Raw genomic sequence first — 22,425 nt, 5'->3', positions numbered from 1 at the left:
TATATATGAACATCCAAAACCCCACAAAAATAGTCATTTTAGGCGGCGGCACATCGGGATGGATGTCTGCCACTGCATTGGCTGTAATGTTGGGGGCACAGGTCGATGTGACATTGGTTGAATCTGAAGATATTGGCATTATCGGCGTGGGGGAGGCCACCCTGCCCCATTTGCGGCATTTTGTGGAAACATTGGGCATTGATGAAGCGGATTTTATGCGCGCCACCCATGCCACCTATAAATTGGGCATTGATTTTCGTGACTTTGGCAAAATAGGCGACAGCTATATTCACCCATTTGGCAGTTTTGGTGATGCATTGGCCGGCGTGCCTTTTCATCATTATTGGTTGGCCGCCCAAAAAAATATCGGCGATGTTGGGTCAATTGGTGATTATTCTATGGGCGTTGCGGCGGCATTGGCCAATAAATTTGCGCCGCCCGCATCGGATAATAGCTTGGCCTCTACCTATGGCTATGCCTATCAATTTGACGCCACTCTATTTGGCCCTTTCATGCGTGATTTTGCAACAGCCAAGGGGGTAAAGCGTGTCGAAGGGCGCGTCAATAATGTGCAAACAAACCCTGAAAATGGCAATGTTGAAACATTGATTCTGGAAAGTGGCAACCAAATTTCCGGCGATATTTTTATCGATTGTTCGGGGTTTCGCAGCATGTTATTGGGCCAGACATTGGGCGCAGAATGGGAAGATTGGTCACATTGGCTGCCATGTGACCGGGCGGTCGCCGTTCCATGTACCGCCGAAAATGAAAATGAAATTGAACCTTATACTAGGGCCATTGCCATGCCCGCAGGCTGGCGTTGGCGTATCCCCCTGCAACACCGCATTGGCAATGGATATGTTTATGCCAGCCAATATTTAAGTGATGATGAAGCAAAAAATGCGCTTATCAATGCCATAGAAGGTAAGCCATTGGCCGAGCCAAAATTATTAAAATTTAAAGCAGGAAGACGCAAAAAATCATTCATCAAAAATGTTATTGGAGTTGGCCTGTCCAGTGGATTTTTAGAGCCATTGGAATCCACCAGCATATATTTGGCGCAAATGGCGATTACCAATTTCATTGAGCTATTCCCGAAAAATGGGGTGATACAGCAATTTGACCGCGATGCATTTAACCAATTGGTCGATATGGAATATGACCGTATCCGTGATTTCCTCATCCTGCATTATCATGCCACCACACGTGACGACACGCCATTTTGGGATCATGTTCGCACGATGGAGATACCCCATAGCCTGTCCGAGAAAATGGAGCTGTGGCGGCAAAGCGGCCATGTTTCAAAATATTCACAAGGTTTATTTTATGAACCCAGCTGGGTCGCGGTTTATTTAGGGCAAAATATCTATCCAACAGGATTTGACCCACGAACAGAAATTGGAAATCAGGATGGTCTGTTTCGGGCTTTACATTCATTGAAGAATGCAATTTCTAAACAGGTGAATAATATGCCGTCTCACCGCGCATATTTACACAATCATGCAAAAAGATTGGCAGATATTGAATGACCGCAGATGCGCCCGCAAGACAGCTATTGCAATCAATTTTAATCATTGGTGATGGCCAGCTGGGCATATTGGCGGCCATCGCCATGAAACGTGCAAACCCATTGGCGGAGATAAGGGTTATTCCATGCCATAATGATCCGGCAAATTTCACCGCAAATATTGGCAATGCCATGCCATTTACCAATAAATTGCATGCACAATTGGGCATCAATGACATTTCTTTGGCAAAAAAAGCTGGCGCAAGCCATAAATTGGTGAACCGATATATAAATTGGAATGAAAATGGCCATGACGGCGTGGCGGGATATGATAATATTGACCAAATGCCGTTGGAGGCATTTATTGGTAATTTTAACGCCGAAAATAGACAAAATCAGAACAGTGATAAAATATTAAATCAGGCCGAAATATTGGCGGCGACGGGTAAATTTGCCCTATCTGATAATAATCAATCCTATCCGACATCGCAAATTGATTATGGGCTGCGTTGGAATGTTCCTGCCTATCGTGAAATGTTAATCGAATATGCCACGACGCTTGGCGTGCAATATGCGCCGCATTTGCCCCAAAATGTCATTTTCAAAAATAATGGCGATGTTGATGCAGTTATATTAAAAGATGATGCAGGGCAAATTGATGCCGATTTATTCATTGATTGCAGCGGCCCAATGCGTTGGTTAATGCGCGAATTGCCAGAGGCGATACTCGACCCATGGAGTGATATTTTACCCTGTGATCATATTTATATGGCGGTGCAAGACACCCCCGTTTTGGCGTTGGAGGATCATGCAATTTTAACCGATTTTGGCGTCCATAGTAAAATTGGCGGGCGTGATTTTGTGCAGCATATTTTTGCACAACCATCGGACTTAAATCATTTGGAAGTGGAAAATATTTTTAAGCAAGCAGGCGCGAAAACCCCCCATTTGGTCAAAATTATTTCAGGGGCATTAAAACAACCCTTTGTCCGCAATGCCATTGCCCTTGGCGATACGGCGGCAAGTTTTCAGCCCATTGGCGGCATTAACCTTGACCTTGCGCATCGGCATTTATCCCTATTATTGGAATTATTGCCCGGACGGCATATCATCCCGCAAGAACGTGATGAATATAATCGCCGCGCAAATTTAATGACTATGGGCGTTCAAACTTGGCTGGCCAGCCATTATCTTTCCCTGCCACAGGCCGAAACGCCATTTGCTGATTATGTAAGCACATTATCAAAAACGCCGCAAACATTGGCATTGCAGCAACAATTTACCCATCGCGGCCGCATCCCCCTGACCGAAGAAGCCCCGATGCAGCCTGCAATTTGGGCCAATATGCTCCACGCCCTGTCCATCCCATCACAGCCATCTGCCCTCTATACCGCGCAATCATCTCAGCAAAAAATGGCAATGATAAAACAGGCCGAAGAAGCCGCAAAATATGTCATTGAAAACACAGCAAACTACCTTGATTGGATAAGGTCCGTGATGGATAATCGGGTTTAAGCTATGCTACGCTTTAAATGGTTTATCATATTTTCAATCAATAAAGGCGAATAATTCGCCAACATCCCCTTTGATTGTTCGGGCAAATGGGCCGCAACGTCATTTTTAGAAAACACATAATTATTTGTAATATTCTGCCAAATTTGCTTTTGATGGTCCGGCAAATGGCGATAGGCGGCAATCATATGCAATAATGCATCATAGGGGGATGCCATTTTGATATGCGGGTTATTCCACCAATAATTGACCAATATATTAAGACTGTCCAAACTATCCACCGCATGCCACCAACCATAGGGTATATATAGCGCGTCTCCTGCCTCCAATATGGAGGTTTGTACATGTTCCCATGCCTTTGCGAAACGGGGATATTTTCCCAAATCGGGATGTTGCGGATCAACCATAGAAACCGGCGTTCCGGCGGGGGTAAGCTCCATTGGCCCAAGATATAAATTTGCCAACTGATCGGGCGGAAATAACGTGAATTTTCGCCGCCCCGCAACATTACATGCCACATTTTCGCTAAGGTCAAAATGGGTTGCCACCCGCACTTTATTGCCAATCCAAATGCGGGCATCCACATCGGGCAATAGGTCCAACCGGTTTTGCATGGCAAAGGGCGGCGAAATTATCCGCAATATCTCCGACTGTACGGCCATGGCAAAGCCTTCGTCTTTTTTATTTTCTTGCAGCAATTCTTGCAAAAATTGCGCCATATTCCCCTTTGCGGTAATAAAGTTAAATCCCGTCATTTCATCATTATAATAAAATCGGCCTTTGGCAGATGGCGGCGCGGCAAGAGCGGTTATAGGCTGTGTCGTGCCGCATTCATTCAAATAGGCAGCCATCGCCTCATCACCCATTTTTGCGGCATGGACGGCGGGCCAATCGGCCACCAGCCCGCGCAAAATAACGGGTTGATGGGCCGTGCGAATTTCATTGTGAAAAATTTCATCACTTATATTTTCGCATATTCTTATTTCTTGTGGCGGGCAAATTTGCACCATTTACTTCATTTCCTCCTGCGGCATAATTGCGCCCTGCTGCCGCAAAAAATCGGCCTGTGCCGGCATGGCATTTGCGGTTTGTTTTATGACGCCGCGAATATGGCGCAGCCTTTCTTTGGTCTCAACCTCTGAAATTAAATGCGCGGCGGGATGATATCCGCCTGCTTTAACCCCCTGTCCGACCATGACGGAAAGCCAGCTTGTCTCAGTAAATAATTCATTATTTTCGCGAAAAACACGGCCCGAAGATTCAAACATCGCCAATTTATCGGCCAATCCACTGGGCGGTTCCAAATTGCGGCAATAATCCCAAAATTCGCTATCATCTCGGCTGGTCGCTTTATAATGCAGGATTAAAAAATCCCTTATGGTCACATAATCTTCGATTGATTGCTGATTAAAACGTTCAATTTCTTTGACGTTACATTTCCGCGTCGGAAATAATGTCAATATTCTGGAAATGCCGGTTTGAACCAAATGAATGGCGGTTGATTCCAGTGGTTCTAAAAACCCGCCCGAAAGACCCAATGAAATGACATTTTTTACCCATGCTTTTTTCCGGTGGCCGGCGGTAAAGCGGATATGATTTGCCTCCCCCAAAACCTCACCATCCAAATTATCCCGCAATATTTTCTCCGCCTCCTGCGCATTCATATGGGCGCTGGAATAAACATGGCCATTGCCAATTCTATGTTGCAGGGGGATGCGCCATTGCCAGCCCGCAGGCTGTGCGATGCTACGCGTTAATGGCTCGCTATCCGCGCCGCTTTGCCCATTTGGATAGGCGCATGGCATGGCAACCGCACGGTCACAGGGCAGCCATTTGGTCCAATCTTCAAACCCAACGCCCATTGCCCCGCCAATTAACAAAGCGCGAAAGCCCGAACAATCAATGAATAAATCACCCTCTATCTTGCTTCCATCCTCCAATTGAACATGGCGCACATGCCCGTTTTGGCTGTCCAGCAAAGTATCAACAATTTTGCCTTCTATTCTCTCGACGCCCTGTGCCTGTGAACGACGGCGTAAAAATTGGGCATATCGGCCCGCATCAAATTGAAAGGCATAGCTAAATTTGGAAAGCGGCGAATTGGGTTGATTGACATCTGGACGCATAAAGCGCTCCATTTTTCCTGCCATCGTTGCAATGGAATATTCATCAATATTTGAATTATCGCCAATTGATAAACCGCGCAGCCACATATGGTGAAATTCAATACCCAACATATCAATGCCATAATTGCCAAATGGGTGGACATAGCTATGCCCTTTTTTATACCAATCGACAAATTCTATACCCAATTTATATGTCGCGCCTGTTTCGCGCATAAATAAATTTTCATTGATGCCCAATAAATTGTTGAACAGGCAAATATCGGGGATTGTCGCCTCCCCCACGCCCACTGTTCCAATGGCGTCGGATTCGATAAGCGTGATTAAAAGACCGGGCATCGCCCCTAAAACGCGCGAAAATGCTGCCGCCGCCATCCATCCCGCCGTGCCCCCGCCGACAATGACAATGCGCTGGATCATATCATCCTGTGTCATTTTAGCATCCGTTCGTCATCCGCGGCCCATGCGCCCGACATTTTTATAAATTCCTCATGGGTGGGCAGCGCCTGCGCAGTGGCAGCATATACATCGCGCATTTGGCGCATCGCGTCCCTGACCCTGCCTTCATCCAATGCATCTGCCAATGTGTCCCATCCATAGGGCCATATATTTTGCCCCAGCATTACCGCGACCCAGCTGGGCAAGCCGAATAATTCGGCATTTTCACGAAAAACGCGGCCACGGCTTTTAAACAAATCCATCTTGCGTTCCAATGAGGTGGGAATGGACATATTTTTGACATAACGCCAAAATTCGGAATCCTCCCTTTGTGTGGCATGATAATGCAGGATGATGAAATCGCGAATATCCTCATAAAGCTCGCTCATCCCTTTATTATATTCTTCGCGCTCAATTGGGTTAAAGCCTTTATCAGGGAATAGGGCAAATAATCGTGCAATGCCATTTTGAATTAAATGAATGCTGGTGGATTCAAGCGGCTCCAAAAAACCACCCGATAGGCCAAGCGCCACAACATTATGGCTCCAGCTATTTTTGCGCCGCCCCGTTGTGAAGCGCAGCTGTTTGGGCGCGGCCAGTGGCTCACCTTCCAAATTGGACATTAAAATCTGCTGCGCCACGTCATCCGGTATAAATTTACTGGAATAAACATGGCCGTTGCCAGTGCGATGTTGCAAGGGGATTCGCCATTGCCAGCCTGCTTCATGCGCCGTTGAACGGGTAAAGGGAACTGGCGACATAATATTTGTCGTCGGCACGGCAAAGGCGCGGTCCACGGGCAGCCATTTGCTCCAATCTTCATATTCCTCGCCCAATGCATCGCCAATTAACAAAGCGCGAAAACCCGAACAATCAATGAATAAATCACCTGATATTTTGCGGCCATCATCCAATATAACCGATTCGACAAAGCCATTTTCGGCGTGCCTGACCACATCGACAACGCGGCCCTCTTGCCGATTTACCTTATTATTTTCGGCATATTCGCGCAGCATTTTTGCATATAGAGACGCATCAAAATGATAGGCGTAAAATATTTCCGAAACGGGCGAACGTGCATTGGCGCTTGCCCTGCCAAAACGGCCATTTTGTGCTGCCATGGCCGACATGCAATATTGCGAGATTGACCTTTTATCACCCAATGCATGTTCACGCAGATATAATTGATGAAAATTTATGCCGTGCAAATCTTGACCATAATTGCCAAATGGATGGAAATAGGAATCGCCAACCTGTCCCCAATTGACAAATTCAATGCCCAATTTAAACGTCCCTTGCGTGGCGCGTAAAAAGTCATTTTCAGATATTTCCAACATTTTGTTAAAATTGATTATCGCGGGAATTGTCGCCTCTCCCACGCCAACAGTGCCAATTTCTTCGGATTCAACCAGCGTGATATTGCGGTTTCCATTATCCAAAAAACGGCTAAATGCTGCGGCGGCCATCCATCCCGCTGTGCCCCCGCCTACAATGACTATGTCCTTAATTGCGCTACCTATAAATGAACTGTCATTTTTTATCATGTGACTATTTTGCATCCATTTTCTTGAAACGAAAAAATATCGCGCTTTTTCTCAAATGCGCGCTTGCCAACCGACAAGTGGCACGTTAAACATCTATATTCAAGCACTATCTATATTATAAAATGGTAGCGCTACCAAATACTGAGGGAGAGAGAATATGGGAGCGAGAGAAGTAAAAATCTCTAATATAAATAATGAGTTAGAGTTTAATAGACAGAAATTTAAGGCATTAAAATTGGGCGCATCGTCATTGGCGATTTGCGCCCTTTTGGCATCCAATGCCGCCCTTGCCCAACAGGCTGCAGACGAGGAAAAACCGGCTGTAACAAGCAGCGAAGGCGAAATTGTCGTTACCGGAATTCGCGAGAGCTTGGCCAATGCGCAAAAAATTAAACGCGACTCTGACACCGTTGTCGATGCGATTACTTCGGAAGATATTGGCGCCCTTCCCGACCGCTCGGTGACTGAGGCTTTGCAGCGCCTACCGGGCGTTTCCATCAGCCGCTTTTCTGGTTCAAATGACCCTGATCACTTCTCGGTTGAAGGTTCTGGCGTTGTTATTCGCGGGTTAAACTTTGTGCGCTCTGAATTTAATGGTCGCACTGCTTTTGCTGCGGGTGTTGGTGGACAGGCACTTAACTTCTCTGATGTTCCTTCTGAATTATTGGGATCGGTCATTGTGTCGAAAAACGCCACGGCGGATATGGTCGAAGGCGGATTGGCCGGCACGGTAAATCTGAACACTAGAAAGCCTTTTGATAATAAGGGCTTTAGGCTCGCCTTTTCAGCAGAGGCCAATTATGGCGATTTCCGTAAAGAATGGACGCCGACTTTTTCTGGTTTAATCAGCAAAACATGGGACACGGATAAAGGCACATTCGGCCTGTTGGTCAGCGGTTCTTACTCTCGCATTAAAAGCCGCGCAGATGGCCTGCAAATTACCAATTTCCAAACTCGTGACAACCGCTTGGTAAACCGTGCATTCTCCAATGGGGCGCAGGTTTGCCGCAACCCATTGCCCGGCAGCGGTGATACGCTAACATTGCCAGCGCCAAATTCACCATGCGGCACGGCATTAACTACTGGCGCAGATGGCTTTGTTGATCCAGCGGCCGTTCGTTATGCCCCACTTGGCGGACAATTTAGACGTCAAGATTTTGACCGTAAACGTAATGGCCAAACAATTGCGGCGCAATTTGAAAGCATTGATCAAAAAACGCTTATCACTGCTGAATTTATTCGTTCCCACTCATCCTCCGCATGGTCAGAGCGCACATTTGAAACCGCGCCTGATACTGCGGAATATGGCACATTCCCGATTGGGTGTCAGCAAAACAGCAATGGTCCATATGTTCGCGTTCCCGATTCACGCGGTAACTTTAGCAATGGTGATCCCACCACGCGCGGGCAATGTGTTGCGGGCCAATATACCGACTATGTTTATGATTCGAATAATTTATTCCAATCTGGCTATATCACCAACCCCAATAATGGCTGGCGCGGTAATAACGCCTTTGTGCCCATTGGCGGTTTGCAACAAACATTGGGCAATCGCGGCGTGGAGGAATCCACCACTAATAAAGATTTTGGCCTTAACTTAAAAACCGAATTAACCGACAGATTACACCTTAACCTTGATGCGCAATATGCCACATCGCGTAAGAAAAATTTGGACGTTAGCGTTTTTGGATCAACCTTTGCGGATCAGGAACTTGACCTGACCGGTGATTTGCCGTCGGTAACCCCGCATAAGCCAAATTTCCTTTCCTATTCATGGGGTGGAGATCAAACAACGGGCGGGCTTCCTGCTGCAACCGACGCCCAATATTTTGCCGACCCGCGCTTTACATTTTGGCGTGCAGCTATGGACCATATTGAGGATAGCGAAGGCACTCAATATGCATTTAAGGGTGATTTAAGCTATGATTTTGGCGAAGACTCATTCTTCAAATCAGCAAAAATTGGTGCAAATTATCAGGACCGCGAACAAATTGTTCGCTATTCAACCTATAATTGGGGCGTATTAAGCGAAGTTTGGGGCGGCAGCCGTCCAGTTAATTTTGCCGATACCCCTGGACAAGTTGAATTATATTCCGCGCCCAATTTCTTCCGTGGTCAAGTAAATGGCCCACCAACAGCAAATTATTATAATGGTAATTTGACGAAAGATTATACCGGATCATCTGCATTTTTCCGCACCGTCGTTGACCGCTGGAATGCTTTAGGTGCTGGACAGGCTGGTTGGCAGCCACTTGCAAATCGTGGAGGCACAAATGGTGCATTTTTGCCGACTGAAATCCAACCTGTTACACAACAAGATTTCGCAGCCTATGGTATGTTGAATTTTGGAACTGATAATTTTGCCGGTGATACGCGTTTATCCGGCAATATTGGCCTACGTTATGTGAACACCAATGTTACCAGCGCAGGTAGCTTGGGTGTGGGCTCTGCTGCTTCACTGGGCATATCAGGGACATTTGCATCACGTTGTGCGACCATCACCCTGCCCAATGGACAAACAAGCACCCCCGGCGGTATATGTGATGAAGGTCCAGCGGCCTATTTACAATTACAGCAATTTGCCAATGGATCATCGCAATATAATGTTGCACGGGGCGATTATAATTATCTATTGCCCAGCCTGAATTTAAAATTGGGCTTAAGTGATGATATTGTCTTGCGTTTTGCTGGGTCAAAGGTTTTGGCACGCGCAGATAATGCGGTGCTTCGCAACTTTATGAATGTTTCATTAGATGGCTCTGGCGCATTAACGGCCGAAGTTGGAAATCCTGCCATTCGCCCTGCAACAGCATGGCAATTTGATGCGACCGCCGAATGGTATTTCGCACGCGTAGGTTCGATAACATTCAACGCATTTTATAAAGATATTAGCGACTTCTTCTATCAAAATGTCCGCACCATCCAATTTACAAGCAATAATATCACCCGTGATATTTTGGTTCGTGGTCCAGATAATTTTGACGGAAAAGGTAAGGTTAAGGGCTTTGAAATTGCTTATCAGCAAACCTATGACTTCTTACCTGGTTTCTTAAGCGGCCTTGGTTTCTCTGGCAATTATACTTATATTAAAAGTAAGGGCCTGCCGAATAGCTTCTTAAATGGCGGGGTAAATTCACCAGGATCAACTGTTCCCACTGGCAATTTGCCATTGGAACAATTGTCAAAACATAATATCAATGCAGCATTATTTTATGAAAAAGGTCCAGTATCTTTACGTGCGGCATATAATTGGCGCTCACGCTTCTTGCTGACTGCGGCGGATGTTATCTTCCCATTCTACTCCATCTTTAATGAACCAACGGGCCAATTGGATGCATCTGCATTTATCAACTTGACCGATAATATTAAAATTGGTGTTCAAGGGGTGAATTTGCTGAACGAAGTGACAAGGACCTCACAGGCATATACCGGTGATCCAAGTCAATTGGCACCGCGTTCATATTTCATGAACGACCGTCGATTCTCATTCGTGCTTCGCGGTAATTTTTAATAATCGCGGTTTTTTGTAGGAATAAATTTTAAAAAATTAGCGGCGCCTTTGATTATCAAGGGCGCCGTTTTTTATGGAAGATAGAGTCTGCGCCATTTCATGCGAAAAATTGGCTTGACCTAAAACATCAATACTCGCAATGCGGCTTATGCAATTTTTCTCTGATAATAGCGCGCTGGTCCATCCCAAAATAATGGAAGCAATTGCCAAGGCAAATCATGTTGACGCAGCCTATGGCGCGGATAAATGGAGCGCCCAGTTAAATGAAAAATTTGGTGAAATTTTTGGCGCTGAAATTATCGTTCATCCGGTTTCAACCGGCACGGCGGCAAATTGCCTTGCCCTTGCCGCAATGACACAGCCTTATCAGGGCATATTATGCCATGAAGAAGCCCATATTGTGGTTGATGAATGCGGTGCGCCTGGTTTTTTCACCGCTGGTGCGCAAATTATCCCCATTGGCGGCGATGGCGCGAAAATAAATCCCCATATGCTGACGCACATAATATCCGCCATCCGCGACGATGTGCATCAGGTGCAACCGGCATGCCTATCCATCACCAATGCCAGCGAATATGGCATGGCATATACCCCGTCGGAAATTCGTGAATTGGCCGATATTATTGAGAAAAATAACCCGGCAAATAATGGGCGGCGACAAGGCAAAATCGGCTTGCATGTCGATGGGGCCAGATTTGCCAATGTCGTGGCCATGGGCAATTATAGTGCTGCGGAATTAACGCATTTATCGGGCGTGGATGCGCTGTCCTTTGGCTGCATTAAAAATGGCGGCATGAATGCAGAGGCGCTGATTTTCTTTAACACCGACCTTGCCAAGGCAAGCGAATATCGCCGCAAACGTGCAGGGCATTTACATTCAAAGGGCCGTTTCATGGCCGCGCAATTATTGGCAATGATAGAGGATGATTTATGGCTGGAAAATGCACATGCCGCCAATCATGCCGCCCAAATTATTGCATCGGCATGTGGCGACAGATTGCTATACCCCGTCCAAGTGAATGAAATTTTTCTGCGTTTAACCGCCGATGAGGCGCAAAAATTGCGCAATCAAGGCTTTGATTTTTACGATTGGGGCGTCAATGGCGCACGTTTGGTAACAAGTTGGCACCACAGTCCGGCCGATGTCACCCCCTTGGCCAATGCAATATCCGATTTAGGCGAATTTCAAGCATCATGACACATCCTGTAACAAGCGAAACAATTGGCGATACAGCAAGCAAAGAAATCGCCGCCGAAATAAAACAGCAGGACCAAATGAACAGCCCAGCCAATGTTGAGGATGAGCCCCATTTTTTAAACTTAAAAATTATTGTCCCCTTCATGCTTGTCTCCCTTATTTGGGGATCAACATGGCTGGTGATTGCCGACCAAATAAACGCCGTCCCGCCCAGCTGGTCGGTGACATATCGCTTCATTGTCGCGGCAATTGGTATGTTTATATTATGTAAGGTTTTGAAGGAAAAATTACATATGCCGCTGGCCACCCATGGATTGGCCATGATAATTGGATTGGTGCAATTTGCATTAAATTTTAATTTTGTTTACGCCGCCGAACATCATATCACATCGGGATTGGTGGCGGTTTTATTTGCATTGTTAATCATTCCCAATGCGCTGTTCGGCAAATGGTTTTTGGGCAAATCGGTCAGCAAAAATTTCTGGATTGGCGCAGGCATTGCTTCATTGGGCGTGACATTATTATTGGTGCATGAATATCGCCAAGCGCCAGGTGATCCGATGGAAGTGGTTATAGGCATATTTTTAACATTAATTGCTGTTTTGCTTGCCTCCTCGGCCAATATAATTCAGGCCGCCAAACGGGTCAGCGCCTATCCCATTGTTGTTATTTTGGCTTGGTCTATGCTCTATGGCATGGTGGCAAATGCGCTGCTCTCCCTCATTATAGCAGGTGCGCCCAGCTTTGACCCAAGGCCAAGCTATATTGCAGGTATTTTATATTTGGGTTTAATTGGCTCGGTGGTCACTTTTCCGCTATATTTTAAACTCATCCGCGAAATTGGCCCGGGCAAGGCCGCCTATACCAGCGTGTTTATTCCTGTTGTTGCCATGATATTATCGACAATTTTTGAAGCATATATCTGGTCTGGCATGGCAATTATTGGCGCGATACTTGCCATGTTGGGATTGGCCCAATCAATGCGTTCACGTTAAGCAAAAAATAGGAAAATTTATACTTTTGGGTATAAAATATCTGTCCTTTTAACATCTAACTTGTTGATAACTTAATATCCATCTTGCTGATAACAATTTAATAAACCCGCGCGATAATCGCCAAATTGCGGCGTCCATGCCAAAATCCTTTTCGCCTTCATATTGGAAACACGTCGGTTTTCAGCATAAAACCCCATTGCCATCGGGGATAGATCGGCCTGCTGCAAAGATAAAAGCGCAGGCGGCGGCTTACCCAATAATTGACATGCATAATCAACCAGCTCATTTTGGCTACATGGATAATTATCTCCAATATTATAAACGCCATTGGGCCGATTAAATGATTTTATAATTGCCGCTACAATATCCTGAACATGAATGCGGCTGAAAATTTGGTTGGGCATGTCAATTTTCTTTGCCCTACCTTCTATAATTCGGTCCAACATATTGCGGCCCGGTCCATATATTCCGGGCAGGCGGAAAATATGTGCCCCATAATTTTGCCATGCCATGTCAGCTTTGGCCCTATCTGTTCTGCGCCCTGTGCCAATGGGGCTATGTTCATCCACCCATGCGCCCTTTACATCGCCATAAACACCGGTGGAGGATAAATATCCGCTCCATTGGGGCGCAGCATCCAATATGGCCGCCCCATATTTTTCCAAAACGGGATCCGTTCCATTTTTCGGCGGGACAGAGGAAAGAATGAAGCTAGCATTTTTTATGGCCGCCAACACCGCATCTTCATCTTCAAATGCCATGCTATACGCGCCAGCCCCCCTTTGCGTCGCCGTCACCTGCCACCCCCCTTCTATCAATGCGGTACGCAGGAAAGAGGCAGTATAGCCAAGGCCAAATATCAGCATATTTTTTGTCATATGTTTCATCATTGCTGCTTTGTTGATATGGGTCAATAAATTCGCGCCAAATTATCATTTTTTGCGGCGTTTTATCTGGGAATATATAATTTTTAAGTGGGAATATATAATGATGAATGAACAACCAAATATCGCCATTTCAAAATTATTAACCGCGCAGGGCCCGCAAATTGCCCATGGCTTTTTGGGCCGCAAGGGCGGTGTTTCCACCGGTGAGTATCAAAGTTTAAATATTGGCATTGGTTCATCCGACAATCCGGATAATATCGCCAAAAATCGTCAAATTGCCCGTGATGCCATCCTGCCAACGGCAAAAATTGCCGGATTATATCAAATTCATTCGGCCAATTGCATTACCATCGATGCGCAATATGATGTCAGCCAACGGCCACAGGGCGATGCATTGGTCACCAACAGGACCGATATTTTATTATCAATTTTAACCGCCGATTGCGTGCCCATTTTGGCATGTGATGCAAAAAAGGGAATAATTGGCGGCGCTCATGCCGGATGGAAGGGGGCAATTGGCGGCGTGTGCCAAAATATGATTGCCGCGATGATAGCATTGGGCGCACAGCAGGACAATATTGTCGCCGCCATTGGCCCCTGCATCGCGCAAAAATCATATGAAGTCGATGCGGGTTTTTACAAAATATTTTGTCAGGCAGACCCACAAAATGAACGATATTTTATCGATGGCAATGTAGGGCATTATATGTTCGATATAGAGGGATATGTCGCGGCGCAGCTGGCCCAAGCGGGCGTCAAAACAATCGAATGTTTGGGAATTGATACCTATAGCTTGCCGGATGATTATTTCAGCTATCGCCGCGCCACGCACCAATTGGAAAATGGATATGGACGGCAATTTTCAATGATTGGCCTGTGCGGATGACCCAAATTTTATCGGGTAAAAATTTCGCGCTTATCCTTGGCATTATGATTTTTATCATCATGATATTCATGCCGCCTTTGGGCGGAATGACATTGCCCGCATGGCGCGCGGCGGCGCTGGTCATTTTAATGGCCATTTGGTGGATGACACAGGCCCTGCCCCTAACCATTACCGCGCTGCTGCCCTTTTTGGTTCTGCCCCTGATGGATATTATGCCGGCCAAGGATGTGGCGGCGGAATATTATTCGCCGATATTATTCCTAATTTTGGGCGGCGCATTTATCGCTTTGGCCATTGAACGGGTTGGTTTGCACAGCCGCGTGGCGATATCCATGTTGAAATATAGCGGCAAAAGTAATTTTGGCATGTTAATCACATTTATGGCGGCCACGGCCTTTCTCTCCATGATTATTTCAAACACCTCCACCACGTTAATCATGATACCCATTGCCATAGCAGTATTGCGGGCGGGCGGGTTTAAATCGGGCGATACATTTGGCATGGCGGGCGCGTTAATGATGGGCATTGCCTTTTCCGCATCCATTGGCGGGCTTGGCACGTTGGTCGGATCGCCCACCAATGCAATTGCGGCGGGTTTGATAAATAAACAACTGGGCATGGATATTAATTTTTTACGCTGGGCCAGTTTCGGCATGCCCATTGTCATTATTTCTGTGCCCATTTGCGCGTTGATTTTGTCGCATGTGCAAAAATTATCGGCTGATATATTTAATGTTACCGCCGCAAAAAAGGCAATTGGCCATGTGCCGATATGGAGCATAGCGGAAAAACGCCTTATCCCCATTATCTCCTTGGTCATTATCGCATGGATATTGCAGCCATTTGCCGAACCCTATTTGCCCAAGGGGGCAATTACCGATGGCAGCATTGCGATTGCCGGTGCATTATTCCTTTTCATTGTTCAAGACGGCACGGGCCGCCCCCTGCTCATTTGGAAAGAGGCAGAGCGCGCGCCATGGGGCGTGATTATGATGTTTGGCGGTGGGCTGGCGCTCGCCGCCGGAATAACCGCCTCTGGATTATCCGATTGGTTGGGACAGGTGCTGCAACCATTGCAACATATTCACCCGTTAATTGTGGCGGCATTGGTCGTGGCGATGGTCATTTTAATCACCGAATTTGCCAGTAATGTCGCCACGGCAAGCGGCATCATGCCCGTCATCGCCAGCCTTGCCCTTGCCACAGGCATTGACCCTATTATTTTGGCCATGCCCGCCGCCATGGCAGCAAGTTGGGGGTTTATGTTACCATCGGGCACAGGGCCAAATGCATTAGCATGGGCCAGTGATCATATTGAATTACCCAAAATGCTGCGCGCAGGCGCATATTTAGATATTGCCGGAATTCCTATTATTGTGGGCGTGGTTTGGGCGGTAAATGCCATGATGTAAAAAAATTACGATGCGCGCCAATCCAATATGGCCCATCCTTTTTCAACCGCCAATTGATGTAATGGCCCATGCGGATTTGTGGCAAATGCCTCATCGGCAAAATCCAATAAGGGCGCATCGGATACATGATCCGAATATCCACGAATAAAAGACTGATTTTTATCAAAATTGCGCGATTTCATCCATTGTTCAATGCGCGGAATTTTTTCCATGGCATAGCAATTTTCACCCGCCAATTTGGCCAAAATATTGCCATGGCTATCGCGCTGTAACTTTGTGCCGATAACCGCGTCAAACCCCAATCGCCGGGCAATGGGATGGACATATAATTCAAAGGACGCGGTGGCCAGCACATGGACATAGCCCTGTTCCTTTTCTTCGCGCATCCGTTCGGCAATTTGCCAATAAATATTATTGGCAATTACTTTTTCGCCATAGCTTTCCAACAGGGGAGCAATTTTTTCCGGCGCAATTTTATTGCCAATCATGATGGCAAAAATAAATTGCTTTAATTCCTTACGCTGCCAAATTTTAAGGCCGTATAAAATAATGGCAAAAATCAATAAAGGGGAAAGGATGAAACGCCATGGCGCAAGATGCGTCACCATATGACAAATAAAATGGGCATAGGTCGCCTTGCGCGTTACCGTTTTATCCATGTCATATATGGCAATATTATGTTTCATATGGCTTTTTCTTTGTGATTTTTGGCAGCCTAATGCATCAATTTTGTATAAAATCAAAATATTATTTTTTAAAATCAATATATTTTACATTATAATGTGATGGATGAATAAAAAATTTATCGCCAATTATACTTGTGATTTATTGCAAATTGCTTCAACTATTTATCTATGACTGATCCCGCGCAATATATTGAGGAAATGACCGAAAGCGGCGAGCATATTGCCAAATTTTCCGGCAATTGGTCCTTGGCGCATCTTGGCGATATTGACGCACAGCTTCGCGCCGCCGATGGACCAAGCATATTGGATATTAGCGCGATTACAAGGATGGACACCATTGGCGCATGGTTAATATATCGCACGCAAACACAATTAAATGCGTCGATTTTGGGGGCCAGTGACGATGCCCAAAAATTATTAAAACAAATGGCCAGTCAGCAAATTGAAATTGCAGATGATAGGTACAAATCATCGCGTTTCGTCCAAATTTTGAACGATATTGGTTTTGGTGTTGTCGATGCACTGCGCACATTATTGCAATTTATTGGCTTTATTGGCGAGGTGGTTTTATCATTTTTATATAGCCTGCGTCACCCCAGCCGATTTCGCCTAAACGCGCTTGTTTCCCATTTTGAAAATGTGGGGTTAAAGGCGCTGGGCATTATCGGGTTGATGAGTTTTTTAATCGGCATTGTCATTGCACAACAAGGCGCGGTGCAGCTTCGCCAATTTGGCGCGGAAATTTTTACTGTTAATTTAATTGGCCGAATTACATTTCGTGAATTGGGCGTTTTAATGACCGCAATCATGGTGGCGGGCCGATCTGGCAGCGCATTTGCCGCAGAAATTGGCACAATGAAAATTACCGAAGAGGTTGATGCCATGCGCACCATTGGCGTTTCCCCGATTGAGGCATTGGTTATTCCGCGAACATTGGCCACATTTATCATGATGCCATTATTGGGATTTTATGCGTCCATTGTCGCAGTTACGGGCGGTGGATTATTATGCTGGATAATATTGGACATACCGCCCGCCGCCTATGTTCAAAAAATTCGCGAAGTCACCCCCATGACTGATTTTTGGGTCGGGATGATTAAAGCGCCAATTTTTGGCGCCATAATCGCAATGACCGGTTGTTTCCATGGGTTGCAGGTAAAAAGCAATACCGAAGAAGTTGGCCGCCGGACCACCGCCGCCGTGGTGCAGGCGATTTTCCTTGTCATTGTGCTGGATGCATTTTTTGCCGTATTTTTCAGCAGCATTGGTTGGGATTGACATTATGAATAATAGCCAAAACCAACGCGAAACCGTTATTGAAATTAACAGTTTAAGCAATAAATTTGGCGCGCATATGGTGCATGAGGATTTGAATTTAAACGTCTATCGCGGCGAAATTTTGGGCGTTGTGGGCGGATCAGGCACGGGTAAATCAGTATTGATGCGCTCTATCATTGGTCTGCAACAACCAAGCGCAGGGGAGATTAGCGTTTTTGGCGCCAATTTGTTGGACGATGACCCAAGCGACGATGCAACAGTGCGGCGCAAATGGGGCATATTATTTCAAGGCGGCGCATTATTTTCTACCCTGACTGTGGCGGAAAATGTTCAAGTACCCTTGCGCGAATATTATCCGCATTTCAGCGAAAAATTGCTGCATGAAATTGCCATGTCCAAAATTCAATTAAGCGGACTGCGGCCAGAGGCGGCATATAAATATCCATCGGAGCTTTCCGGCGGGATGAAAAAACGGGCCGGCCTTGCCCGTGCATTGGCGCTTGACCCTGAATTATTATTTTTGGATGAACCGACGGCGGGGCTTGACCCCATTGGCGCGGCAAAATTTGATGAATTGACCCTGCAATTAAAGGAAACATTAGGGCTGACCGTGTTTTTAATCACCCATGATTTGGATAGTATCCATGCCATATGTGACCGTATTGCCGTTATTGCAGATCGAAAAGTCATTGCCGATGGCAAGGTTGATGAATTATTGGCCGCCAATCATCCGTGGATAAATGAATATTTTTCCGGACCGCGCGGGCGGGCGGCAAAGCTGGTTTCACCATGAATTGGGGCAAATTTCATATGGCGGCTAGACATTCTATGCAAAAACAGGGCATAAGGTGAAATAATGGAAACCAAGTCAAATTATATATTCGTCGGCATTGTGACATTGGCCCTTTTGCTATCATTGGCGCTATTCACCATTTGGTTGGCCAAATTTAATGATGGCAATCAAAAACAATATGATATTTTCTTTAAACAGGCGGTTACCGGCCTGTCCAAGGGATCATCGGTTTCCTTTGCGGGAATTCAAAAGGGTCAAATTGATGAAATCAGCCTGTGGGATGATGATCCAGAATTTGTCCGTGTGCGTATCTCGGTTGATGAAAACACCCCCATTTTACAAGGCACCGTGGCTACTATTGCCAGTGTTGGTTTTACCGGCCCATCGGAAATTCAATTAAGCGGCGCGATTAAAGGTGCGCCGCCCATTACCTGCCCCAAAAAGGACGCAAAATTGGTCTGTCCAGCAGGGGCACCGATTATCCCAACAAAACCCGGCGCATTGGGCGAATTGTTAAACAGCGCGCCTTTACTGCTCGACCGTTTATCCACCCTAACCGAAAGATTGACCAATATTTTATCGGATAAAAACCAAGATTCCATTGAAAAAATATTGATAAATGTTGAAACGCTTTCTGGTTCATTGGCAAAAACAGGTCCGGAACTTTCCGCAGTTATCGGGGAATCGCGCCTCACCTTGCAAAAGGCGGGATTGGCTGCCGATCAAATGGCCGCCGTTGCCGCCTCTACTGGGCAGTTAATTGATGGCGAGGGTAAGCCGTTAATGGCCGAAGTGAACAAAACATTGAAACAAGCGCAGAAAAGCCTTGCCGCATTGGAAGATACAGCCAATGCTGCGAAACCGGCCATTGACGGGGTATCACAAAATACCTTGCCAGAGGTAAACCGATTGATGAAGGATTTGCGCGATTTATCCGCATCATTGAAATCTGTTACTGAAAAATTGGAAAATAATGGCGCGGCGTCGCTTGTCGGATCGCCCAATTTACCCGATTATAAGCCAAAGAAATAAGGCCTAGATGATGAATAAAAAAACCAAATATATGCTAAAATCAGCGCTTATTTTACCCGTTATCGGCTTGCTTTCTGCTTGTATCAGCCTTGGCACAGATCCTTTGCCAAGCATGTTGACATTAAAATCCAATCAGATGCTGGATGCAGGTCAGGTTAAATCATTAAATAATGAAAATGGGCTGGTTATCGCCTTGCCCTTATTACCACGAAAATTGGACACAACGCGAATTCCCGTGCAAATTGATGATCAAAATATCGCCTATTTAACCCAAACCGCATGGGTCGATAAACCCAATAATTTATTCCAATCTTTATTGATGGAGCAAATTTCCGCAGGCAGCAATTTTGTGGTGATGGATGAAGAACAAGGATTTGGCAAAAATATACAAAGGATAAGCATTAAATTTCATGAATTTGGAATTGATTCCCGTACCAATCAGGCCATGATTATTGCGGATGTCACCCGCCATCATCCGGTCAATATGCCCATTACCAAAAGATTTGCCGCAAATGTTCCGGTCGCCGAAATTGCACCTTCGCAGGCGGGATATTCGCTGAATAAGGCGGCAAATATGGTGGCCGCCGATATATTGACCTGGATTAAATAATATAGATTTGAAAACAGGCTGAATCGGCGCTAATTTCCAATCAACATATAATAATCAACCAAAACCCTCTGCGCGCGGCAAATCATTGTGCAGCACAGCCATCACCTTAAACAAACTGCCCATTTGTTCAGGATGTACCAATCTTTCTTTTGCTTGCATTATTACATCGCGCTGATCTGGATTGGCCGCGCTTAATGTTTCGGCGCGAATATCTGCGCCCAGATTTTTTAACCAAATCCCCTGTTCAATCGGGCCCTGCACCTGTAAATTGCCAATACGCGCAATATTGCCCAGCTCTAAAAAATTGACATGCGCGGTTATATCCATTGTTCCAGGTTCATTAAATGCAGATACTGATTTATGATTGGCCACTGCCTGTAATGTAGAACCCAATTGCGGTTTCATATATCCATAATCAATAACCAAAATCAAACCGCCCTGTTCCTTTACCCGGCGGGTCAATTCATACATGATATTGGCTGCATCGGGGCAATATTCATACAGGCTGTGCGGCGATGCGTTCTTAAACTCCTCTGGAATATAGCTGCCCGCATCCTTTGTGCCGGGCATGGCCAGAAATTGATTGCCCCTGTCCCGCGCAACCACAAACTCACGCCATCCACTATGTGTTTGGACTGCTTGGTTAATCGGCAGCGCATCAAAAAATTCATTGGCAATAATGAATAATGGTCCATTTTCGGGTAAATCATCAATTTTATCATGAAAAATCGCATTAGGGCAATTTTGTGTTTGTTTCACGCGCAAGGCGTCGCTGGTTTCCACAAAATGAACCGGTGGCGTGCATCCATAACGCGCGATAACGGATAAAATATCCTTGGCCAATGTTCCCCGCCCCGGGCCAAGCTCCACATAATTTATATTATTTTTTTCACCCGAACGCATCCAAATATCGGCAAACCAAATACCGACCAGTTCTCCAAAAATTTGGCTGATTTCCGGGGCGGTGATAAAATCCCCCTCTTTGCCCAATGGATCGGATATATTATAATATTCCTCATTTGATTGGCGCATATATTCGGCAAGGCTAATCGGCCCATTACCGCCAATTTGCTTGGCCAATTTTAACGCAAGAATATTTTGTTCAGGCAACGGATTTACCCCCAGCAATAGATTCTACACGCTCTCTCCTGCCCTTGGCAGTATAAACCAAATATAGACCGATGATTATCATCGGCATGGTTAAAAATTGTCCCATGCTAAACCCTGTTAAATCGACCAACCATTGCAATTGCGCATCTGGTTCGCGGAAATATTCTACGAAAAATCTTGAAAAACCGTAAATAATCGCCGCCATGCCAAATAAAAATCCTGGTTTATACCGCGCATCGCTTTTGAAAAATAATGGCCATAATATCGCGGCCATTAACAATCCTTCCAATCCCGCTTCATATAATTGGCTGGGATGGCGGACAATTTCGCCGCCAGCGGGGAAAATCATGCCCCATGCAACATCGGTTTCACGTCCCCAAAGCTCTCCATTTACAAAATTGGCTAGCCGCACCAAAAATAAACCAAATGGAATAACGCAGGCAATATAATCGCAAAAACGTAGGAAATTTAGCCCATGTTTTTTGGTGAAGAACCAAATCGCCAAAATAACGCCCAATGTCCCGCCATGCAGCGACATGCCGCCTTGCCACACCTTGAATATATCAATCGGATTTTGCAAAATAACTGGATTGTAAAATAAAATATATCCAATGCGCCCGCCAAGGATAATCCCCAATGTTGCGTATAAAATCATGTCATCGGCATGCGCCTGTGACATGGGGGCGCCTGGTTTTTTAATCAAACGGGAAAGCAGCCAATAACCCAAAATAATGCCAAATAAATAACCCAGCGAATAATATCTGATTTGAAATCCGCCAAGGTCAAGCGCGACCGGTCCAACGCCCAAATCGGTGAAGCGAATTGCCTCGCTGCTGCTGGCCAAAATTTCTAAAAACAACTTTATTCCCCTAACGTTTTTGACATTCCTTTATAGCGCAATAG

At 45.8% G+C, this 22,425-nt stretch carries 18 protein-coding genes; 11 read left to right on the top strand and 7 right to left on the bottom strand.

Translation table 11 applies throughout. The features are described from left to right. The first annotated feature begins 5 nt into the window (after positions 1-5). Complete coding sequence (locus tag LPB140_RS05390; protein WP_072558974.1) at positions 6-1,529, top strand: tryptophan halogenase family protein; 1,524 nt, start codon at positions 6-8, stop codon at positions 1,527-1,529. Continuing rightward, positions 1,526-3,022, top strand: coding sequence for a tryptophan 7-halogenase (locus LPB140_RS05385; RefSeq protein WP_072558973.1), 1,497 nt, complete (start codon positions 1,526-1,528; stop codon positions 3,020-3,022). The genes LPB140_RS05390 and LPB140_RS05385 overlap by 4 nt, the downstream gene beginning before the upstream one ends. On the opposite strand, the gene LPB140_RS05380 is transcribed toward LPB140_RS05385, so the two are convergent. Genes LPB140_RS05380 through LPB140_RS05370 form a run of 3 tightly spaced genes read right to left on the bottom strand, consistent with a single transcriptional unit; the run spans position 3,019 to position 7,124 of the window. Beyond that, the gene (locus LPB140_RS05380) at positions 3,019-4,029 is read right to left on the bottom strand and encodes a cupin-like domain-containing protein (RefSeq protein ID WP_072558972.1); all 1,011 of its coding nucleotides are present in this window, start codon (positions 4,027-4,029) and stop codon (positions 3,019-3,021) included. The genes LPB140_RS05385 and LPB140_RS05380 overlap by 4 nt on opposite strands. Further along, positions 4,030-5,577, bottom strand: a complete 1,548-nt coding sequence (locus LPB140_RS05375; RefSeq protein WP_072558971.1) for a tryptophan halogenase family protein — start codon at positions 5,575-5,577, stop codon at positions 4,030-4,032. Next, a complete protein-coding gene (locus tag LPB140_RS05370) occupies positions 5,574-7,124 on the bottom strand; it encodes a tryptophan halogenase family protein (protein ID WP_072560447.1) in 1,551 nt (516 codons plus the stop codon). The genes LPB140_RS05375 and LPB140_RS05370 overlap by 4 nt, the downstream gene beginning before the upstream one ends. Before the next feature lie 157 nt (positions 7,125-7,281). Between LPB140_RS05370 and LPB140_RS05365 the strand changes: the two genes are divergently transcribed. The 3 genes from LPB140_RS05365 to LPB140_RS05355 all read left to right on the top strand — a co-directional run bounded on the left by LPB140_RS05365 (position 7,282) and on the right by LPB140_RS05355 (position 12,828). Continuing rightward, the gene (locus LPB140_RS05365) at positions 7,282-10,635 is read left to right on the top strand and encodes a TonB-dependent receptor (protein WP_083550047.1); all 3,354 of its coding nucleotides are present in this window, start codon (positions 7,282-7,284) and stop codon (positions 10,633-10,635) included. A gap of 148 nt (positions 10,636-10,783) precedes the next feature. Further along, on the top strand, positions 10,784-11,833 hold the full coding sequence (locus LPB140_RS05360) for a threonine aldolase family protein (RefSeq protein WP_072560443.1): 1,050 nt from the start codon (positions 10,784-10,786) through the stop codon (positions 11,831-11,833). After that, on the top strand, positions 11,830-12,828 hold the full coding sequence (locus tag LPB140_RS05355; RefSeq protein ID WP_232223463.1) for a DMT family transporter: 999 nt from the start codon (positions 11,830-11,832) through the stop codon (positions 12,826-12,828). The genes LPB140_RS05360 and LPB140_RS05355 overlap by 4 nt, the downstream gene beginning before the upstream one ends. Before the next feature lie 71 nt (positions 12,829-12,899). Here the strand turns inward: LPB140_RS05355 and LPB140_RS05350 are convergent, their stop codons facing one another. Next, entirely contained in the window at positions 12,900-13,718 is an 819-nt protein-coding gene (locus tag LPB140_RS05350; protein WP_232223462.1) for a Rossmann-fold NAD(P)-binding domain-containing protein, read from the bottom strand. Positions 13,719-13,815: 97 nt separating this feature from the next. On the opposite strand from LPB140_RS05350, the gene pgeF reads away from it, so the two are divergent. Together pgeF and LPB140_RS05340 are read left to right on the top strand one after the other, a co-directional pair. Beyond that, positions 13,816-14,601, top strand: a complete 786-nt coding sequence (gene pgeF / locus LPB140_RS05345; RefSeq protein WP_335682207.1) for a peptidoglycan editing factor PgeF — start codon at positions 13,816-13,818, stop codon at positions 14,599-14,601. Next, positions 14,598-16,013, top strand: coding sequence for an SLC13 family permease (locus LPB140_RS05340; RefSeq protein WP_072558970.1), 1,416 nt, complete (start codon positions 14,598-14,600; stop codon positions 16,011-16,013). The genes pgeF and LPB140_RS05340 overlap by 4 nt, the downstream gene beginning before the upstream one ends. 5 nt (positions 16,014-16,018) lie before the next feature. Here LPB140_RS05340 and LPB140_RS05335 read toward each other — a convergent pair whose 3' ends face one another. Beyond that, positions 16,019-16,699, bottom strand: coding sequence for an HAD family hydrolase (locus LPB140_RS05335; RefSeq protein ID WP_072560435.1), 681 nt, complete (start codon positions 16,697-16,699; stop codon positions 16,019-16,021). 168 nt (positions 16,700-16,867) lie between these two features. On the opposite strand from LPB140_RS05335, the gene LPB140_RS05330 reads away from it, so the two are divergent. From LPB140_RS05330 to LPB140_RS05315, 4 genes are all read left to right on the top strand, one after another. Continuing rightward, a complete protein-coding gene (locus LPB140_RS05330; RefSeq protein ID WP_072558969.1) occupies positions 16,868-17,977 on the top strand; it encodes an MlaE family ABC transporter permease in 1,110 nt (369 codons plus the stop codon). A 4-nt stretch (positions 17,978-17,981) separates the two neighbouring features. Continuing rightward, on the top strand, positions 17,982-18,770 hold the full coding sequence (locus LPB140_RS05325) for an ABC transporter ATP-binding protein (RefSeq protein WP_072560433.1): 789 nt from the start codon (positions 17,982-17,984) through the stop codon (positions 18,768-18,770). A gap of 63 nt (positions 18,771-18,833) precedes the next feature. Then, positions 18,834-19,802 (top strand): MlaD family protein, encoded by a 969-nt coding sequence (locus LPB140_RS05320; protein WP_072558968.1) that lies wholly within the window; start codon positions 18,834-18,836, stop codon positions 19,800-19,802. A 7-nt stretch (positions 19,803-19,809) separates the two neighbouring features. Continuing rightward, complete coding sequence (locus LPB140_RS05315) at positions 19,810-20,412, top strand: ABC-type transport auxiliary lipoprotein family protein (protein WP_083550041.1); 603 nt, start codon at positions 19,810-19,812, stop codon at positions 20,410-20,412. 54 nt (positions 20,413-20,466) lie between these two features. Here the strand turns inward: LPB140_RS05315 and LPB140_RS05310 are convergent, their stop codons facing one another. Continuing rightward, entirely contained in the window at positions 20,467-21,522 is a 1,056-nt protein-coding gene (locus LPB140_RS05310; RefSeq protein ID WP_072558966.1) for a class I SAM-dependent methyltransferase, read from the bottom strand. Beyond that, a complete protein-coding gene (gene lgt, locus LPB140_RS05305; protein WP_072558965.1) occupies positions 21,515-22,381 on the bottom strand; it encodes a prolipoprotein diacylglyceryl transferase in 867 nt (288 codons plus the stop codon). The genes LPB140_RS05310 and lgt overlap by 8 nt, the downstream gene beginning before the upstream one ends. Positions 22,382-22,425: the final 44 nt, after the last annotated feature.

The organism is Sphingorhabdus lutea (assembly GCF_001889025.1).
GTDB lineage: Bacteria > Pseudomonadota > Alphaproteobacteria > Sphingomonadales > Sphingomonadaceae > Sphingorhabdus_B > Sphingorhabdus_B lutea.
This window is presented reverse-complemented; position numbering and strand designations above follow the sequence as displayed.

Bases quoted from the DNA above. Each gene is read 5' to 3' on its own strand.
- LPB140_RS05390 (WP_072558974.1), top strand. From the start codon at position 6: ATGAACATCCAAAACCCCACAAAAATAGTCATTTTAGGCGGCGGCACA.
- LPB140_RS05385 (WP_072558973.1), top strand. From the start codon at position 1,526: ATGACCGCAGATGCGCCCGCAAGACAGCTATTGCAATCAATTTTAATC.
- LPB140_RS05380 (WP_072558972.1), bottom strand. From the start codon at position 4,029: ATGGTGCAAATTTGCCCGCCACAAGAAATAAGAATATGCGAAAATATA.
- LPB140_RS05375 (WP_072558971.1), bottom strand. From the start codon at position 5,577: ATGACACAGGATGATATGATCCAGCGCATTGTCATTGTCGGCGGGGGC.
- LPB140_RS05370 (WP_072560447.1), bottom strand. From the start codon at position 7,124: ATGATAAAAAATGACAGTTCATTTATAGGTAGCGCAATTAAGGACATA.
- LPB140_RS05365 (WP_083550047.1), top strand. From the start codon at position 7,282: ATGGGAGCGAGAGAAGTAAAAATCTCTAATATAAATAATGAGTTAGAG.
- LPB140_RS05360 (WP_072560443.1), top strand. From the start codon at position 10,784: ATGCAATTTTTCTCTGATAATAGCGCGCTGGTCCATCCCAAAATAATG.
- LPB140_RS05355 (WP_232223463.1), top strand. From the start codon at position 11,830: ATGACACATCCTGTAACAAGCGAAACAATTGGCGATACAGCAAGCAAA.
- LPB140_RS05350 (WP_232223462.1), bottom strand. From the start codon at position 13,718: ATGATGAAACATATGACAAAAAATATGCTGATATTTGGCCTTGGCTAT.
- pgeF (WP_335682207.1), top strand. From the start codon at position 13,816: ATGATGAATGAACAACCAAATATCGCCATTTCAAAATTATTAACCGCG.
- LPB140_RS05340 (WP_072558970.1), top strand. From the start codon at position 14,598: ATGACCCAAATTTTATCGGGTAAAAATTTCGCGCTTATCCTTGGCATT.
- LPB140_RS05335 (WP_072560435.1), bottom strand. From the start codon at position 16,699: ATGAAACATAATATTGCCATATATGACATGGATAAAACGGTAACGCGC.
- LPB140_RS05330 (WP_072558969.1), top strand. From the start codon at position 16,868: ATGACTGATCCCGCGCAATATATTGAGGAAATGACCGAAAGCGGCGAG.
- LPB140_RS05325 (WP_072560433.1), top strand. From the start codon at position 17,982: ATGAATAATAGCCAAAACCAACGCGAAACCGTTATTGAAATTAACAGT.
- LPB140_RS05320 (WP_072558968.1), top strand. From the start codon at position 18,834: ATGGAAACCAAGTCAAATTATATATTCGTCGGCATTGTGACATTGGCC.
- LPB140_RS05315 (WP_083550041.1), top strand. From the start codon at position 19,810: ATGATGAATAAAAAAACCAAATATATGCTAAAATCAGCGCTTATTTTA.